This window comes from Stenotrophomonas sp. SRS1, assembly GCF_026130205.1.
GTDB lineage: Bacteria > Pseudomonadota > Gammaproteobacteria > Xanthomonadales > Xanthomonadaceae > Stenotrophomonas > Stenotrophomonas rhizophila_B.
The window spans coordinates 994,133-1,011,219 of sequence record NZ_JAINFD010000002.1; the positions used below are offsets into that span (position 1 = coordinate 994,133).

13 protein-coding genes are annotated in these 17,087 nt (G+C 67.3%); 6 read left to right on the forward strand and 7 right to left on the reverse strand.

All coding sequences use genetic code 11. The features are described from left to right. Positions 1-56 precede the first annotated feature (56 nt). Positions 57-3,584: an ATP-binding protein gene (locus K4043_RS10030; protein ID WP_265309221.1), complete on the forward strand. Its 3,528-nt coding sequence runs from the start codon at positions 57-59 to the stop codon at positions 3,582-3,584. Positions 3,585-3,636: 52 nt separating this feature from the next. On the opposite strand, the gene mdtD is transcribed toward K4043_RS10030, so the two are convergent. The 5 genes from mdtD to K4043_RS10055 all read right to left on the reverse strand — a co-directional run bounded on the left by mdtD (position 3,637) and on the right by K4043_RS10055 (position 8,674). Then, the gene (gene mdtD, locus K4043_RS10035; RefSeq protein WP_123730468.1) at positions 3,637-5,040 is read right to left on the reverse strand and encodes a multidrug transporter subunit MdtD; all 1,404 of its coding nucleotides are present in this window, start codon (positions 5,038-5,040) and stop codon (positions 3,637-3,639) included. 512 nt (positions 5,041-5,552) lie between these two features. Further along, positions 5,553-6,626 (reverse strand): uroporphyrinogen decarboxylase, encoded by a 1,074-nt coding sequence (hemE, locus tag K4043_RS10040; protein WP_265309223.1) that lies wholly within the window; start codon positions 6,624-6,626, stop codon positions 5,553-5,555. Between the two features lie 77 nt (positions 6,627-6,703). After that, positions 6,704-6,955, reverse strand: coding sequence for a WGR domain-containing protein (locus tag K4043_RS10045; protein ID WP_123730470.1), 252 nt, complete (start codon positions 6,953-6,955; stop codon positions 6,704-6,706). 70 nt (positions 6,956-7,025) lie between these two features. Further along, entirely contained in the window at positions 7,026-8,135 is a 1,110-nt protein-coding gene (gene aroB / locus K4043_RS10050; RefSeq protein ID WP_265309225.1) for a 3-dehydroquinate synthase, read from the reverse strand. Beyond that, on the reverse strand, positions 8,132-8,674 hold the full coding sequence (locus K4043_RS10055; protein WP_123730472.1) for a shikimate kinase: 543 nt from the start codon (positions 8,672-8,674) through the stop codon (positions 8,132-8,134). Before K4043_RS10055 ends, aroB begins: the two co-directional genes overlap by 4 nt. Positions 8,675-8,769: 95 nt before the next feature. Here K4043_RS10055 and K4043_RS10060 point away from each other — a divergent pair, with 95 nt between their 5' ends. Then, positions 8,770-8,973, forward strand: coding sequence for a dodecin family protein (locus K4043_RS10060; RefSeq protein WP_265309227.1), 204 nt, complete (start codon positions 8,770-8,772; stop codon positions 8,971-8,973). A gap of 27 nt (positions 8,974-9,000) precedes the next feature. Here K4043_RS10060 and K4043_RS10065 read toward each other — a convergent pair whose 3' ends face one another. Next, positions 9,001-9,828: a kinase gene (locus K4043_RS10065; RefSeq protein ID WP_123730474.1), complete on the reverse strand. Its 828-nt coding sequence runs from the start codon at positions 9,826-9,828 to the stop codon at positions 9,001-9,003. Between the two features lie 41 nt (positions 9,829-9,869). On the opposite strand from K4043_RS10065, the gene pdxH reads away from it, so the two are divergent. After that, positions 9,870-10,469, forward strand: coding sequence for a pyridoxamine 5'-phosphate oxidase (pdxH, locus tag K4043_RS10070; RefSeq protein ID WP_265309230.1), 600 nt, complete (start codon positions 9,870-9,872; stop codon positions 10,467-10,469). Position 10,470: 1 nt separating this feature from the next. On the opposite strand, the gene prpR is transcribed toward pdxH, so the two are convergent. Beyond that, positions 10,471-12,093 carry a propionate catabolism operon regulatory protein PrpR gene (prpR, locus tag K4043_RS10075; protein ID WP_265309231.1) on the reverse strand — a complete coding sequence of 541 codons (1,623 nt, stop codon included), beginning with the start codon at positions 12,091-12,093 and terminating at the stop codon, positions 10,471-10,473. A 157-nt stretch (positions 12,094-12,250) separates the two neighbouring features. Between prpR and prpB the strand changes: the two genes are divergently transcribed. From prpB to acnD, 3 genes are all read left to right on the forward strand, one after another. Further along, positions 12,251-13,141, forward strand: coding sequence for a methylisocitrate lyase (prpB, locus tag K4043_RS10080; RefSeq protein WP_123730476.1), 891 nt, complete (start codon positions 12,251-12,253; stop codon positions 13,139-13,141). Positions 13,142-13,168: 27 nt separating this feature from the next. Next, positions 13,169-14,326 carry a 2-methylcitrate synthase gene (gene prpC, locus K4043_RS10085; RefSeq protein ID WP_123730477.1) on the forward strand — a complete coding sequence of 386 codons (1,158 nt, stop codon included), beginning with the start codon at positions 13,169-13,171 and terminating at the stop codon, positions 14,324-14,326. Positions 14,327-14,465: 139 nt separating this feature from the next. Beyond that, positions 14,466-17,081, forward strand: a complete 2,616-nt coding sequence (acnD, locus tag K4043_RS10090; protein WP_265309233.1) for a Fe/S-dependent 2-methylisocitrate dehydratase AcnD — start codon at positions 14,466-14,468, stop codon at positions 17,079-17,081. The last annotated feature ends 6 nt before the right edge of the window (positions 17,082-17,087 follow it).

A 17,087-nucleotide genomic window follows, 5' to 3' on the forward strand; every position in this document is an offset into this window, starting at 1 on the left:
CGGGGCATTGCCGGGCGGCGGCAGGGGATCCACTGACAGACCCGGGAGAGCCATTGGTGTTGCGTGTGCTGTGGCCGTTGCTGATCGGCCTGTGTGTGCTCTGGACGACCTGCGTGTCGGCCCAGCCGGTACCGCCGACGCCGCGGCAGCTCACCGTGTTCGACGGTCTGCCCTCCAATACCGTCAACCGTATGGCCGAAGACCGCTTCGGCTATCTGTGGATCGCCACCAATGACGGTCTGGCCCGCTATGACGGGCGCAATTACCGCATCTGGCGCGCCGAGGATGGCCTGCGCGACAACCACGTCTGGACGGTGCACGTGGATGCACGCAACCAGGTCTGGATCGGCACGGAGAATGCCGGGCTGGCGATGATGTCGGCCGATCGGCGCGAGATCCGCTTCTACGATCGCGACAGCCATCCGGAGATCGGCAGCAATACGATCTGGAGCCTGGCCTCCACGCCGGACGGGGCGATCTGGTTCGGCACATACCAGGGCGGCCTGCATCGGCTGGATCGCGACGGCACGCTGACCCGCTACATGCCCGAGCCAGGCAACCCGCGCAGCCTGCCGGCGGCATCGGTCGGGTATCTGGCCACGACCCTGGATGGCAGCCTCTGGGTGGGTACCAAGGCGGGGCTGGCACGCTGGACCGGCCACGATTTCGATCCCGTCCCTGACGCGCAGCTGGCACCGCGGGTGATCAACGGCCTGACCGCCGAGCCGGATGGCAGCCTGTGGATCAGCAGCAACGCCGGGGTCACCGTACGCCGCCCGGATGGCCGCTTCGAACCGGCGCCGTGGAAGGTCACCGAGGGCGACCAGATCCTGGGCATGATGCTGCGCGATGAGCAGGGCGGGTACTGGCTCGATACCCGTTCCGGGCTGGGCCGGGCCATGAACAACCAGTACCAGCAGGTGCCGCTGTACAGCGCGGTCGCGCGTGGCCAGGTGCGGCCGAACTGGACCGGTGCCTACGAAGACCGCGAAGGCGGCATCTGGCTGGCCAGCACCAACGGAGGGCTCTGGCACCTGCTGCCGCGCTGGTGGCAGTTCTCGGTGCTGTCGCGGTTGGAGGACGATCCGGCGTCATTGCGCAATGCCTATGTGCTCGGCATGGGCGCGGCGGCGGACGGTGGTGTGTGGACGGTGGGTACGCACGGTGCATTGGACAAGTTCGACCCGGTGAGCGGCGAGATCCAGCAGCATCGCACCTGGGTGGACGGCACGCAGTGGCTGCAGTCGGTGCTGGAAGATCCGCGTGGACAGGTCTGGATCGGCTCATGGGACGCGCTGCTGCGGTATGACCCGAAACAGGACCGGATCCAGCGCTGGGATCGCGACGCGGCGGTCGATGCAACGATGGACGGCGCGATCGAATCGATGGCGCTGTGCGATGGCCAGCGGCTGTGGACATCCTCGGCGAGCGGGCTGCAGCAGCGCGACCTGGATGGACGCGTGCTGCACCGGGTGACGTTGGGCCACGCCGGGCTGGCGCCCACGCAGATCGCGCAGGACATCCAGTGCGGTCCCCAGGACCGGCTCTGGGTGGCGACGGGCCAGGGACTGCTGCACTGGGTGCCGGCGCGATCCCGATTCGAACCACTGCCCGGCGGCCCCACGGGCGGGGTGCATGCGCTCGCCTTCGCGGCGGATGACAGTGTGTGGTTGTCCGAAGAAGGAAAGCTCTCGCAGTATCGCTGGGACAACGGCCGGCTTACGCCGCAGTCGGTGATCGGCAGCAGTGCTGGATATCCCGAGGTGACCGCCACCGGACTGGTCGTGGACGGTCAAGGCGTAGTGTGGGCGGCGAATGCACGCGGATTGATCCGCGTCGATCCGGTCACCGGCAGCGTGCGTCCGTACGGCGTGCATGACGGCCTGCCCAGCCAGGAATTCCGTCGCCGCACGCTGACAGTGACGCCGAGCGGACGCATCGTGGGCGGTACCCCGGCCGGCGTGGTGGTGTTCGATCCGGAGCAGGTCAAGCCGGCCACGCGCCGTGCGCCATTGGTGATCGAACGCGTGGAGGTGCGTCGCGGCGAGCGGGTGCTCGACCTGACCCATGTCACGCCGCTGGACATCGCCGACGGTGATCGCGATCTGCGCATCGTGGCGCGGTTGCTGTCCTTCGCCGATTCCACCTCGAACAATTACCGCTACCGGCTGGCTGGCTACGATCCGGACTGGGTGGAAGTGGGGCCGGCAGGCGAGCGTCTGTTCTCGCGCCTGCCGCCTGGCCGTTATCGATTGGAGGTGCAGGCGCGCTCGGCCGATCACATCTGGTCGCGCGTGCAGGTGCTTGAGTTCCGCGTGCAGCCGCCGTGGTGGCGCAGTTTGACCGGCCTGTTGCTGCTGACGTCTGCGGTGTTGCTGTTGCTGAGTCTGTTCGCATGGCTGTACCGGCGCCGGTTGCAGCGCCGGCATGCGTACCAGCTGGCCCTGCAGAAGCAGGAGCTGGCCGAGCAGGCCTCGATGGCCAAGACCCGTTTCCTGGCGAATCTTGGGCATGAGGTACGCACGCCGATGACCGGGGTGCTGGGCATGAGCGAGCTGCTGCTGTCCTCGCCCTTGAATCCACAGCAGCGCAGTTACACCGAATCGATCCGGCACGCCGGCGAACATCTGCTGCATCTGGTCAACGATGCGCTGGACCTGGCGCGGATCGAATCAGGCCGGCTGGAGCTGCAGGCGCAGCCGTTCCACCTGCAGCGCCTGGTGGATGATGTGTGCACCTTGATGGCGGCACTGGCCGAGCAGAAGGGGCTGCGTTTCGTAGTCGACAACGCGTTGCCGGTGGGCACCAGTACGGTGGGCGACGAACTGCGCGTGCGCCAGATCCTGCTCAATCTGCTGGGCAACGCGGTGAAGTTCACCCGCCATGGCGAAGTACGCCTGATCGTGCGCGGGATCACCGCCGAACGGGGCCTGCACATCGAGGTGGCAGACACCGGACCGGGCATCAGCAGCGATCAGCAGGAACGCCTGTTCCGGCGTTTCGAGCAGGCCGATGGCGCTCGCACCGCCGCCCAGTACGGCGGCAGCGGGCTGGGCCTGGCGATCTGCCGCGAACTGACGCTGGCGATGCAGGGGCAGATCGGCGTGCGCAGCCAGCTTGGCGTCGGCACGCGCTTCACGGTGACGCTGCCGCTGGCCCTGCAGTCGGGTATGGTGGCCGAGGTGGTCGGTGCCGAGGGCGAGCGGTGGGTGCTGACGCCCTTGCGGATCCTGCTGGTGGAGGACGATCTGACCGTGGCCGAGGTGGTGCGCGGACTGCTGTCGGCGCGCGGCCATGAGGTGGTGCACGCCGAGCATGCCCTGTCGGCACTGCGCGAGGTCAGCGAGGCGCTGTTCGACGTGGTGCTGATGGATCTGGATCTGCCGGGACTGGGCGGCATCGCGCTGGCCGAACACCTGCGCAGCCAGGGCTTCGAGATGCCGTTGATCGCGGTGACGGCGCGCACGGACCCGGCGATCGAGGAGCAGGCGCGCGCAGCAGGTTTCAATGGGTTCCTGCGCAAGCCGGTGACCGGCGATCTGCTGGTGGAGGCGATCGCGCGCGTGTTGCACGCTACCCGGTAGCGGCGGAGCGTTGGTCCGCTGACCGTGCGTGCCTGCCGTTACGTGGCCGCCGTCATTCGGCGACCTCTTCAACGTCGCGCGGGGAGGGGCGGGTATCGGGCAACTGCCAGAAGATCAGCGTGGAGGTCAGGGTGATCGCACCCACGCAGACGAAGGTGGCGTGCAACGCAGCGGTGGCGCCGTGCGCGACGTCGAGGTGGTTGAACGCGGCGAGCAGGCTGCCCGCCGCCGCGGCACCGAAGCCGGTGGCGAGCATCATCACCATCGACAGCAGGCTGTTGCCGGCACTGGCGAAGTCGCGGTCCAGATCGCGCAGGGTGACGGTGTTCATGACGGTGAACTGCAGCGAGTTGACGGCGCCGAACAGGGCCAGCTGGACGACACGGACCCACACGGGTTGCCCGGGTGTCATGAAGATGAAACTGGCCATCGCCAGGCCGACCAGCACGGTGTTGACCATCAGCACGCGGCGGTAGCCGAAGCGTTCGACGAGCTTGACCGCATAGCGCTTGGACACCATGCCGGCGGCAGCGACCGGAATCATCAACAGGCCGGCGTTCATCGGACTCATCCCCATGCCCACCTGCAACAGCAGCGGAATCAGCAGGGGCATGGCACTGCTGCCGATGCGCGAGAACAGGTTGCCGAGGATGCCGATGCGGTAGCTGGGGACATGGAACAGCGCGAGCGAGAACAGCGGCGCCGTCGAGTTGGCCGCATGCAGCCAGTAGCCGACGAGCGCGGCGAGGCCGGCGACGGTCATGAGCATCACCAGCGCGTGCGGTGTTGCCATGCCGGAGATGCCGTCCAGCGCCAGGGATAGCACGACCATGCCGAAGGCGAGCATGAGGTAGCCGGCGATGTCGAAGCGGGTGCGGTGCTCGGCGTAGTGGTCCGGCATGATTTTCATGGCCGCGACGTAGCCGATGATGCCGATCGGGAGGTTGATCAGGAACACCCAGTGCCAGGAGGCGACTTCGACCAGCCAGCCGCCCAGGGTCGGTCCGATCAGCGGGCCGATCAAGGCGGGGATGGCGATGAAACTCATGGCGCGCAGGAACTCTTCGCGCGAGACGGAGCGCATGACGGCCAGGCGCCCGACCGGCAGCAGCATGGCGCCGCCGATGCCCTGCAGGACGCGCGCACCGACGAGCTGGTGCAGGGTCTGGGCAAGGGCGCAGGCGAGCGAGCCCAGGGTGAACAGGATGATGGCGACGAGGAAGGTGCGCCGTGTACCGAAGCGGTCGGCGATCCAGCCGGAAGCGGGGATGAACGTGGCCACGGCGAGGGCGTAGCTGAAGACGACCGACTGCATCTGCAGGGGGCTTTCGCCGAGGCTGCGGGCCATGGCAGGCAGGGCGGTGTTGACGATGGTGGAGTCCAGCATCTGCATGAAGATGGCCAGCGATACGAGCCACAACAGGGGCCGGATCGAGGCGTAGCTGCTGGTCGTCATGGTGCGGGCCTTCGTCAACGAGGGCGATATGATCGCCGATGTGGGATCAGGGTGTGGTCAAAGTTGAAGCCGAAGCCGAAGCCGAAGCCGAAGCCGAAGCACTGGATCGGTCGGTGTCGCGGAGAGGGTGCGGCACGGGTGGGTCGGCGGGACACGCCGTAAATCCGTCCATGGAGGCTCATGTCGCGCCATCCATGGCGCTCATGGTCCCGCCAACCCACCCGTGCCACACCCATGACTGTTGTCTGGCTGTCACAGGAAAAGCGGAAATACAGGAAATCAGGCGCTCCGCTGGAATGGACGTGATGCCGGAAATGGCATGGGTAGATCCACGCCATGCGTGGATGGCCGCGCGCAGCGCGGCAATGATCGGGGCCGATCAGGCACTCGATGGGATGCATACGTCGTCTTGAGGTGCAAAACCGAAAGCACGCGTCCTGGATGCAGAACGCGCGCGTCGTCGGCCGTGCCCGGGTAGTGCCGGCCGCTGGCCGGCTACCTGCCGATCGCGATCAGCGTCGGCTCAAGCGGTGTACAGCTTCGACCAGGACCTGCACGTGGTCGGGGTTCATGTCCGGCGACATGCCGTGGCCGAGGTTGAAGACGTGGCCTTCGCGCGAGCCGCCGTTGCCTTGGGCGTAGCTGTCGAGCACCTGGCCGGCGGCGCGTTCGATGGCGGCGGGGTTGCCGTAGAGGGTGGTGGGGTCGAGGTTGCCCTGCAGGGCGACGCGGCCGCCGGTGCGGGCAACGGCGTCGGCGAGGTCGAGGGTCCAGTCGACGCCGAGGGCGTCGGCGCCGGTGTCGGCGAGGGTGCCGAGGTGCAGGCCGGTGCCTTTGCCGAACAGGATCAGCGGGGTGCGTTCGGCGCCTTCACCGCGTTCGAGTTCCTGGGCGATGCGGGTCAGGTAGCGCAGGGAGAATTCGCGGTACATGGTCGGGCTGAGTACGCCGCCCCACGTATCGAACACCTGCAGGACCTGGGCGCCGGCCGCGCGCTGGGCGGCGAGGTAGGCGATCACCGCGTCGGTGACGACCGAGAGCAGCTGGTGCAGGGCGGCCGGTTCGTTCAGGGCCATCGCCTTGATGCGGGCAAAGTCCTTGCTGCCGCCGCCTTCGACCATGTAGCAGGCCAGCGTCCACGGGCTGCCGGAGAAGCCGATCAGGGGCACGCTGCCATCGAGTTCGCGGCGGATCACGCGGACGGCGTCCATCACGTAGCGCAGTTCGGTTTCCATGTCCGGCACCGCCAGCTTGGCGATGGCGGCTGCGTCGCGGACCGGGTGGCGGAACTTCGGGCCTTCGCCTTCGACGAAGTACAGCTCCAGGCCCATCGCGTCGGGGATGGTGAGGATGTCCGAGAACAGGATGGCGGCATCGAGGTCGAAGCGGCGCAGCGGCTGCAGGGTGACTTCGCAGGCGATGTCCGGGTTCTTCGCCATCGCCAGGAAGCTGCCGGCCTTGGCGCGGGTGGCGCGGTACTCGGGCAGGTAGCGGCCGGCCTGGCGCATCAGCCAGACGGGGGTGCAGTCCACCGGTTCGCGGCGCAGGGCGCGCAGCAGGCGATCATGGCGGGAGGGGCTGGTCACGGAACGCTTCCTTGGGATCTGGTGGCGCAGGGCCGAATGGGGTCGTGGCGGTAGGGCGATGGCGGTGGGGTGGCCGCTCAGGGCGGCGGATCACCGCTGGTATAGGTCACTTCGTAGCCGCGATGCAGGTGCGCGTCGCGCGCCTTCTCGAACGCGGCCAGCGCCAGGTCTTCCTGCAGATGCAGCTCGCGGCGCAGTTGCCCGCGCCCGCCGATGGGGCCGGACTCGAGCAGCAGTTCCCAGCCACCGAACAGGTCCGGTTGCAGGGTGAGCTGGAGATAGCGGGCCGGATCGGCACCGCGGGCGTGTTGGTGCAGGAAGACGCGCATGCCCCGATTGTAGCCGTGAACGCCGCAGGCGGCCGTCAGCGACGGACAGGTGCGGCGGAACGTCGCAGGCTCAGCCGGCGGCGAGCACGCGCAGGACGTCGGCCTCGTCGACATCGGCGACCACTTCGGCCCGGCCGATCCCGCGCCACAGCACCAGGCGCAACCGGCCGGCGACGTTCTTCTTGTCCAGCCGCATCCGGGCCAGCAGGGCTTCGGGCTGCAGGCCCGTCGGAATGGCGACCGGCAGTTCGTAGCGCAGCAGCAGCTCGCGCAGTTGGTCGGTGTCGGCGTCTTCGCTCATGCCCAGCTGGGCCGACAGGCGCGCGGCCAGGACCATGCCGACCGCGACGGCTTCGCCGTGGTTGAGGTTGTCGTTGCCCGGTGCGCCGTAGCCCTGTTCGGTTTCGATCGCGTGGCCGAAGGTGTGGCCCAGGTTGAGCAGGGCGCGCTCGCCTTTTTCCAGCGGATCGCGCGCCACGATCTCGGCCTTGTGCTCGCAGCTGCGTGCGATGGCCTGGGCCAGCGCGGTGTCATCGCCGGCCAGCAGCGCGGCGTGTTCGGCCTGCAGCCACTGGAAGAACAACGGGTCGCGGATCGCACCGTACTTGATCACCTCGGCCAGACCGGCCCGCAGCTCGCGCGGCGGAAGGGTACGCAGGGCGGCGGTATCGGCAATGACGGCGCGCGGCGGGTGGAACGCGCCGACCAGATTCTTGCCTTCGGGGATATCCACCGCGGTCTTGCCGCCGACCGAGGAATCGACCATCGCCAGCAGCGAGGTCGGCAGCTGCACGCAGTCGACACCGCGCATCCAGCAGGCGGCCGCGAAGCCGGCCAGATCGCCAGCGACGCCGCCACCGAGCGCCATCACGCAGGCATCGCGGGTGGCGCCGAGGGCGGCCAGTGCAGTGATCGCATCGCCGAAGTGGGCCAAGGTCTTGGAGGCTTCGCCGGCCGGCAGCACCAGCTCACCGATCAGCAGGTCCGGGCGCGCGGCCAGCAACGCCGATGTCACCCCGGCCAGATACAGCGGCGCCACCGAGGAATCGCTGAGCAGCAGCACATGGCGGCCGCGCACATGGCGGGCCAGCAGCTCGCCCTGGCCGAGCAGGCCCGGGCCGATGTGGATGGTGTAGGGGGTGTCGCCGCTGACGGCAACGGTGCGCGGGGAGGGGGTCATTCGGGTGTTTCCTGTCGCTGCCACTGCGCGGCCAGGCGCAGCACCAACTGCGCGGTGGCCTCGGCGGGCGTGTAGAGGTCGGTATCCAGGGTGAGGTCGGCCAGGCCCTGGTACAGCGGGTCACGGGCGGCGGCCATCTCGTGCAGTACCTGTTCGCGGTCCGGGCGCTGCAGCAGCGGGCGGCCGCGGTCACGGGCAAGCCGCTCCAGCTGGGCCGGCACACTGACCCGCAGGTAGACCACGAAACCCCGGCGGGCGATCGCCGCGCGGTTGTCAGGATCCAGCACCGCGCCACCGCCGGTGGAAATCAGTTGACCGTGGCCATCGAGCAGGGCGTGCAGGACCTGACGCTCATGCTGGCGGAAGCCGGCCTCCCCGGAGTGTTCGAAAATCGCCGGAATGCTGGCCCCGGTGCTGTCCACGATGGCCTGGTCGGCATCCACGAAGTCCAGCGTGAAGCGCTCGGCCAGCCGGCGCCCGATGCAGGTTTTGCCGGCGCCCATCGGGCCAATCAGGATGAGGTTCGGAGCGGGATTCATTACCCTCGATCCTAACATCTCCGTGCCATCGCCTTTACGCGCGGCCCCCCATGGTGGGCCGGCGCGGACTGTCCCGCGCGCCATCGGAGCGCTCCATGTCCGTCGCCAAAATCATCGAGATCAACGCGTCCTCCAAGACCAGCGTGGAAGACGCCGTACGCGGTGGCCTGAAGAAGGTGGCCGAGACGGTCAAAGGCATCCAGGGCGCCTGGATCAATGAAACCAAGGTGGTGACCGATGGTGAGGGCAATATCACCGAGTGGCGGGTGAATCTGCGGGTCACCTTCCTGGTCGGTTGATCCGCTCGCGCCCTGTGGTGGCCGTGGTCAGCGCGTCGGAATGATCCGGCGCTGCTCGTCCAGCGCAATGACGGTGTCTGCCAACGCGGGCAAGGTACGCAGTGCCTGGCGGCTGACCCGTTCGTAGTACTGCACGAATCGCTCCAGCTGAGCGCGGCTCATGCTGCTGCGATCGGGCTGGGCCGCCTGCAGGTTCTGCTCCTGCTGCCAGCGCCAGCGCGGGATAACCGAGAAGTCCGGCGGTTGCAGGAACCACAGCCGGTCGCAGCGCTGCCACAGTGCGGGGTAGTCGGTGGCGAGGGCGTGATTGCACCCGCGCCGCCAGCGGCCATCGGCGTCGGCCTCGCGCTCGAGCGCGTTGAGTGGTTCGGCCAGATCGGTCTCGTCCTGCGCCGGGGTCCCCAGGAACCAGCCTTCGAACACCAGCAGGTCGAGTGGCCCGTCAATGCGCGGCCAGTCCTTTTCGGGCAGGCGCTCGTCGGCGAGTTTGTCAAAGCGGGGCAGGGCGACCGGGCCGCCGGCCGCGACCGCGTCCAAGGTGGCATGGGCCAAGGCCAGATCGTGGGTGCCCGGCGGGCCGCGGGTCAGCAGCAACGGGTGCACCTGGCGGGCCAGACGTTGGCGCTGGGCACGGGTGAGGTACACATCGTCGATGGAGAGCATGGCCGCACGCAGGCCGCGCGTTTGCGCCAAGGCAACCACCTGGGCCGCCAGCGTCGATTTGCCGCTCCCCTGCAGGCCGCTGATCGCCAATACTGGGATGCCCGCGCCGCAGCTCAGCGCGTCGTCCAGCGCCTGTGCGACCAGTGCATCCGGAAAACCTCTCGTCGGGGGCATGTACGCAGGTGCAGACATGCAGCGACAATAAACCCAAACCGCGTGACAAGAAAACCGCCATGACCGATCTGTATGCCGAAGCGTTGTCCACCTTTGCCGGGCTGTTCGAAGAAGCCAAGGGAAGCCGCGAAGTCGAACCAAATGCGATGACCGTGGCCACGGCCGACCAGAGCGGTCAGCCCTCCGCGCGGACGGTGTTGTTGAAGGCGTTCGACGAGCGCGGCTTCGTGTTCTACACCCACCTGGACAGCCACAAGGGCCGTGAGCTGCAGGCCAATCCGCAGGCGGCGCTGTTGTTCCTGTGGCGCAGTCTGCGCGAAGCCGGCATCCAGGTGCGTATCGAAGGCCGCGTGGAGCAGGTCAGCGATGCCGAGGCCGATGCGTATTTCGCCTCGCGGCCGCGCATGAGCCAGATCGGTGCGTGGGCGTCGCTGCAATCCAGGACGTTGGCCTCGCGCGAAGAGTTTGACGCGCGCGTGGCCACCACCGAAGCCAGCTTCGACGGTCGCGATGTGCCGCGACCGGAAGGCTGGAGCGGGCTGCGCGTGGTGCCGCAGCGGATCGAGTTCTGGTACGGCGCGCAATTCCGTCTGCACGAGCGCTGGTGCTATGAGATCGGCGCGGACGGGCAGTGGAGCAAGCGGATGCTGTTTCCCTGATCTAGGCCGGCGTTGCTTCGCGCAGCCAACGCCACAACGTCGTTCGCGAGACCCCCAGCTGCGCGCAGGCCTGCGCGCGGTTGCCGCCGCAGTCGGCCAGCAGCTGGTGCAGCGCGTCCGAATCCGGTCGCGCCGCCGAAGCAGCGCTGAGCGCTGCCGGTTCGCCGGGACCTGGCAGCACGCGTGGGCGCTGCACCGCATGCAGCTCCGGCAACCACTGCAGCATCTGCGGCAGCGACAGCGCACCCGGCTGCTGCTGCCAGTGAATGCGCAGGCGGTCGACCATGTTGCGCAGTTCGCGCACATTGCCCGGCCAGGCGTAGTCGCGCAGCCGCGCCATCGCCTCGGTGGACAGCGGTGCGTCGGTACCAGCCAGCTGCCGGAAGAAGTGGCTCACCAGCACGGGGACATCCTCGCGCCGTTCGTGCAGCGTCGGCAGCGCAATGCGCAGTGCCGCCAGGCGGTAATACAGATCGCGACGAAAGCGCTGCGCGTCCACCAGCGATTCCAGTGTCTGCAGCGTGGCCGCGACCACGCGCACGTCGACCGGCGTCGGCTCGGTGGCGCCCACGCGCAGCACTTCGCGCTCTTCCAGTACCCGCAGCAGCCGGGTCTGCAACGGCAGCGGCAGTTCGCCGATTTCATCGAGGAACAGCGTGCCGCCCTCGGCGGCTTCTACTAGACCGACACGACCGCCACGACGCGCGCCGGTGAACGCGCCCTCGTTGTAACCGAACAGCTCGGCTTCCAGCAGTGACTCGCTGATCGCCCCGCAGTTCAGCGCGACGAAACGACCCCGGCGGCCACTGGCGCTATGCAGTTGCCGCGCGACCAGCTCCTTGCCGGCGCCGGTCGCGCCGGTCACCAGCACGGTGCTGTCGTACGGGGCATACAGCGCAATGTGTTCGCGCACCTGCTGGATCAGCGCGCTGTCGCCGAGCAGGGCGTAGTCCGCATCCCGGCGCTTGGCCGGTGCCCGCCGCCGCAGTGACGATGCCCCGGAACGGGCCAGGGTCTGGGTCAGCTCCAAGGCATGTTCGAAGGCTTGCCGCACCGAGTCGGCCGAGTACAGCAGCACACCGGGCAGCCCGACCTGCTCGGCATGGTCGATCGCCATGCCGGTGCCGACGATCACCTCGATACCGTTGGCACGCAGATCGGCGATGCAGTCGCGCGCATCCTCACGGGTGACGAAGCGGCGGTGCTCGATGTCCAGACCGAAACTGTGCTGGAAGCTGCCAAAGGTCGGCACATCGGTGGCATGCGTGACCAGTCCGATCCGTGGTGCGATCCGGCGTGCGCGCGCCAGCGCCTCCATCAGGTCGAAGCCGTTGGCTTGGATCGGTACCAAAGGCACCTCCAACCGGCTGCGCAGGTAGGCCGCATTGGAGCCGCCGGCGATCACGACATCGCAGTGCTCGCGCCGCAGGCGTTGACCGATCACATCCACTGCCTCCTCAAAGCCGAGATTGATCGGCACGATGCGGGCGCGGCGGTCGAACTCCGGAATCACATCGCCGAGCAGGCCGGTCAGGCGCGACACGCTGACCGTCCAGATTACGGGCAATTGGCCAGCATCCGGATCGGACAGGCGGGAACGGTGTCGGGGCAGGCTGATCGACATGGGCACGTTTCGATGTTTCAGTTCCAGCCATGTTACAGATGTTTCAATGTTTCAAGGTGAAACGCTTCGGTCATCGCGGTGCCTCAATGAAATCAGACACTTGCCCGCTGGCACGGCCCTTGCGTTTATCTACAGGTCAACCACGATGGAATGCCGCATGAGCACCCCTGTTTCCTCCGCTGGCGCCCGTTTCCGCGCCGCACTGGCCGCCGAATCGCCGTTGCAGGTGATCGGCGCGATCAACGCCAACCACGCGCTGCTGGCCAAGCGCGCCGGCTACCGGGCGATCTACCTCTCCGGCGGCGGCGTCGCGGCCGGCTCGCTGGGTCTGCCGGACCTGGGCATCAACACCCTGGAAGACGTGCTGATCGATGTGCGCCGCATCACCGATGTGTGCGACCTGCCGCTGATGGTGGATATCGACACCGGTTTTGGCCCCAGCGCGTTCAATATCGCGCGTACGGTCAAGTCGCTGATCAAGGCCGGCGCGGCCGCCTGCCATATCGAAGACCAGGTCGGCGCCAAGCGCTGCGGTCACCGCCCGGGCAAGGAGATCGTGTCGCAGGGTGAGATGGTGGACCGGGTCAAGGCCGCCGCCGATGCGAAGACCGATCCGGACTTCTTCCTGATCGCGCGCACCGATGCCATCCAGGTCGATGGCGTGGATGCCGCGATCGAACGTGCCATCGCCTGCGTCGAGGCCGGTGCCGATGGCATCTTCGCCGAGGCCGCCTACGATCTGGAGACCTACCGCCGCTTTGTCGATGCGGTGAAGGTGCCGGTGCTGGCCAACATCACCGAGTTCGGTGCCACCCCGCTGTTCAGCCGCGATGAACTGGCCTCGGCCGGCGTCGCCATCCAGCTGTTCCCGCTGTCTGCGTTCCGCGCTGCCAACAAGGCGGCAGAGAACGTGTATGAGACCATCCGCCGCGAGGGCCACCAGCGTAATGTGGTGGAGGCGATGCAGACGCGCGAAGAGCTTTACGACCGTATCGGTTACCACGCCTTCGAGCAGCAGCTCGATGCGTTGTTCGCCGCCAAGAAGTAAGACCGCACACTGTTTTCTGGAGGGATCATGAGCGACACCACTACCGCCCCCGGCTTCAAGCCGAAGAAATCCGTCGCCCTGTCGGGCACCGCTGCCGGCAACACCGCGCTGTGCACCGTCGGCCGCAGCGGCAACGACCTGCATTACCGCGGGTATGACATCGCCGATCTGGCCAACACCAGCGAGTTCGAGGAAATCGCGCATCTGCTGGTCCACGGCAAGCTGCCGACCCGCGCTGAGCTGGTTGCCTACAAGACCAAGCTGAAGTCGCTGCGTGGCATCCCGGCCGCGGTCAAGGCCGCGCTGGAAGAGCTGCCGCCGTCGGCGCACCCGATGGACGTGATGCGCACCGGCGTGTCCGTGCTCGGCTGCGTGTCGCCGGAGAAGGACGACCACAACCATCCGGGCGCGCGCGATATCGCTGACAAGCTGATGGCCTGCCTGGGCTCGATGCTGCTGTACTGGTACCACTGGAGCCACAATGGCCGCGCGATCGACGTGGAGACCGACGACGACTCCATCGGTGGCCATTTCCTGCATCTGCTGCACGGTGAAAAGCCGCAGGATTCGTGGGTCAAGGCGATGCACACCTCGCTGATCCTGTACGCCGAGCACGAGTTCAACGCCTCGACTTTCGCGTGCCGCGTCATCGCCGGTACCGGCAGCGACATGTACAGCGCGATCACCGGCGGCATCGGCGCCCTGCGCGGTCCCAAGCACGGCGGCGCCAATGAAGTGGCCTTCGAAGTGCAGAAGCGCTACGACAGCCCGGACGATGCCGAGGCCGACATCAAGGCCCGCGTGGAGCGCAAGGAAGTCGTTATCGGTTTCGGCCACCCGGTCTATACCGTCAGCGATCCGCGCAACAACATCATCAAAGAAGTCGCGCGCGACCTGTCCGCCGAACAGCAGAACGTCAAGATGTACGACATCGCCGAGCGTCTGGAGTCGGTGATGTGGGACATCAAGAAGATGTTCCCGAACCTGGATTGGTTCAGCGCGGTCAGCTACCACATGATGGGCGTGCCGACGGCCATGTTCACCCCGTTGTTCGTGATCGCGCGCACCTCCGGTTGGAGCGCGCACATCATCGAGCAGCGCATCGACGGCAAGATCATCCGCCCGAGTGCGAACTACACCGGCCCGGAAGACCAGGCCTTCGTGCCGATCGACCAGCGCAAGTAACACAGACGTACCGCACCCGTTCGCGGGTGCTTTGCGGAACAGGCCGGCGCGATGCCGGTCTGCTCCGTTGCGGCGTCGCTACTCCTTCTTCGCCGGTGTCACGACGCCCCGGCCCGCCAACAAGCAGCTATCGCCAGCCATGAATACTCAGTACCGCAAGAACCTCCCCGGCACCGCGCTGGACTATTTCGATACCCGTGCCGCCGTCGACGCGTTGCAGCCCGGTGCCTATGCCACGCTGCCGTATACCTCGCGCGTGCTGGCCGAAAACCTGGTGCGCCGCTGCGATCCGGCCACGCTGGAGGCCTCGCTGCGCCAGTTGATCGAGCGCCGCCAAGACCTGGATTTCCCGTGGTTCCCGGCCCGCGTGGTGTGCCATGACATTCTGGGCCAGACCGCCCTGGTCGATCTGGCTGGCCTGCGTGACGCCATTGCCGATGCCGGCGGTGACCCGGCGCAGATCAATCCGGTGGTGCCGACCCAGCTGATCGTGGATCACTCGCTGGCGGTGGAATTCCCCGGCTTCGACAAGGCTGCGTTCGAGAAGAACCGCGCCGTCGAGGACCGCCGCAATGAAGACCGCTTCCACTTCATCAATTGGACCAAGAAGGCCTTCAAGAACGTCGACGTGATTCCGCCGGGCAACGGGATCATGCACCAGATCAACCTGGAGAAGATGTCGCCGGTCGTGCAGGTACGCGACGGCGTGGCCTTCCCGGATACCTGCGTGGGCACCGACAGCCACACCCCGCACGTGGACGCGCTGGGCGTGATCGCGATCGGCGTGGGTGGCCTGGAAGCGGAGAGCGTGATGCTCGGTCGTGCTTCCTGGATGCGCCTGCCCGACATCATCGGCGTGGAGCTGACCGGCCGCCCGCAGCCGGGCATTACCTGCACCGACGTGGTGCTGGCGCTGACCGAGTTCCTGCGCAAGGAGCGTGTGGTCGGCGCGTGGATCGAGTTCTACGGGGAGGGCGCCAATGCGCTGACCATCGGTGACCGCGCCACCATCTCCAACATGACGCCGGAGTTCGGCGCCACCGCGGCGATGTTCTACATCGACCAGCAGACCCTGGACTACCTGCGCCTGACCGGCCGCGAGGATGCCCAGGTCGCACTGGTGGAAACCTACGCCAAGGCCACCGGCCTGTGGGCTGACGATCTGGTCACCGCGCAGTACGAGCGCGTGCTGCAGTTCGACCTGTCCACCGTAGTGCGCAACATGGCCGGCCCGTCCAACCCGCACAAGCGTGTGGCGACGACCGATCTGGCTGCGCGCGGCATCGCCGATGAAGGCAAGCTGGCCTCGGGCAAGCAGGAACAGGCCGATGGCCTGATGCCCGATGGCGCGGTGATCATCGCCGCGATCACCAGCTGCACCAACACCAGCAACCCGCGCAACGTGATCTCCGCGGCCTTGCTGGCGCGCAACGCCAACCGCGCCGGCCTGACCCGCAAGCCGTGGGTGAAGAGCTCGCTGGCGCCCGGTTCCAAGGCCGTGCAGCTGTATCTGGAAGAAGCCGGCCTGCTGACCGAGCTGGAGCAGATGGGCTTTGGCATCGTGGCGTTTGCCTGCACCACCTGTAACGGCATGAGCGGCGCGCTGGATCCGAAGATCCAGCAGGAAGTCATTGATCGCGACCTGTATGCCACCGCCGTGCTCTCGGGCAATCGCAACTTCGACGGCCGCATTCACCCGTACGCCAAGCAGGCCTTCCTCGCCTCGCCGCCGCTGGTGGTGGCCTATGCGATCGCCGGTACGGTGCGCTTCGATATCGAGAAGGACGCGCTCGGCCATGATGCCGACGGCAACCCGATCACGCTGAAGGATCTGTGGCCGAGCGATGCCGAGATCGACGCGGTGGTCAAGGCCAGCGTCAAGCCGGAACAGTTCCGCAAGGTCTACGACCCGATGTTCACCTTCAAGGTGGAGCACGGCGCCCCGATCAGCCCGCTGTACGACTGGCGCCCGCAGAGCACCTACATCCGCCGCCCGCCGTACTGGGAAGGCGCGTTGGCCGGCACCCGCAGCCTGACCGGCATGCGCCCGCTGGCCGTGCTCGGCGACAACATCACCACCGATCACCTGTCGCCGTCCAACGCGATCATGGCCAGCAGCGCGGCCGGCGAGTACCTGGCGAAGATGGGCCTGCCCGAGGAAGACTTCAATTCCTACGCGACCCACCGCGGCGATCACCTCACCGCGCAGCGTGCCACCTTCGCCAACCCGAAGCTGATCAATGAAATGGCGGTGGTCGATGGCCAGGTCACGCAGGGCTCGCTGGCGCGCGTGGAGCCGGAAGGGCAGGTCACCCGCATGTGGGAAGCGATCGAAACCTACATGGGCCGCAAGCAGCCGCTGATCATCATCGCCGGTGCCGACTACGGCCAGGGCAGCTCGCGTGACTGGGCCGCCAAGGGCGTGCGCCTGGCCGGCGTGGAAGCCATCGCCGCCGAAGGCTTCGAGCGCATCCACCGCACCAACCTGATCGGCATGGGCGTGCTGCCGCTGGAGTTCAAGGAAGGCGTCAACCGCAAGACCCTGGGCATCGATGGCACCGAAACGTTCGACGTGCTCGGCGATCGCGTGCCGCGTGCCGAACTCACCCTGGTCGTCCAACGTCGCAACGGTGAACAGCTGCGGGTGCCGGTCACCTGCCGGCTGGACACCGCCGAAGAGGTCTCGATCTACGAGGCCGGTGGCGTGCTGCAGCGGTTCGCGCAGGACTTCCTGGAATCGGCGCAGGCGATGTGACGGTAT

Coding starts and splice junctions, on each gene's coding strand:
- mdtD (WP_123730468.1), bottom strand. CDS start 5,040: ATGACGACCAGCAGCTACGCCTCGATCCGGCCCCTGTTGTGGCTCGTA.
- K4043_RS10045 (WP_123730470.1), bottom strand. CDS start 6,955: ATGCGCGTCTTCCTGCACCAACACGCCCGCGGTGCCGATCCGGCCCGC.
- aroB (WP_265309225.1), bottom strand. CDS start 8,135: ATGACCCCCTCCCCGCGCACCGTTGCCGTCAGCGGCGACACCCCCTAC.
- K4043_RS10055 (WP_123730472.1), bottom strand. CDS start 8,674: ATGAATCCCGCTCCGAACCTCATCCTGATTGGCCCGATGGGCGCCGGC.
- K4043_RS10060 (WP_265309227.1), top strand. CDS start 8,770: ATGTCCGTCGCCAAAATCATCGAGATCAACGCGTCCTCCAAGACCAGC.
- K4043_RS10065 (WP_123730474.1), bottom strand. CDS start 9,828: ATGTCTGCACCTGCGTACATGCCCCCGACGAGAGGTTTTCCGGATGCA.
- pdxH (WP_265309230.1), top strand. CDS start 9,870: ATGACCGATCTGTATGCCGAAGCGTTGTCCACCTTTGCCGGGCTGTTC.
- prpR (WP_265309231.1), bottom strand. CDS start 12,093: ATGTCGATCAGCCTGCCCCGACACCGTTCCCGCCTGTCCGATCCGGAT.
- prpB (WP_123730476.1), top strand. CDS start 12,251: ATGAGCACCCCTGTTTCCTCCGCTGGCGCCCGTTTCCGCGCCGCACTG.
- prpC (WP_123730477.1), top strand. CDS start 13,169: ATGAGCGACACCACTACCGCCCCCGGCTTCAAGCCGAAGAAATCCGTC.
- acnD (WP_265309233.1), top strand. CDS start 14,466: ATGAATACTCAGTACCGCAAGAACCTCCCCGGCACCGCGCTGGACTAT.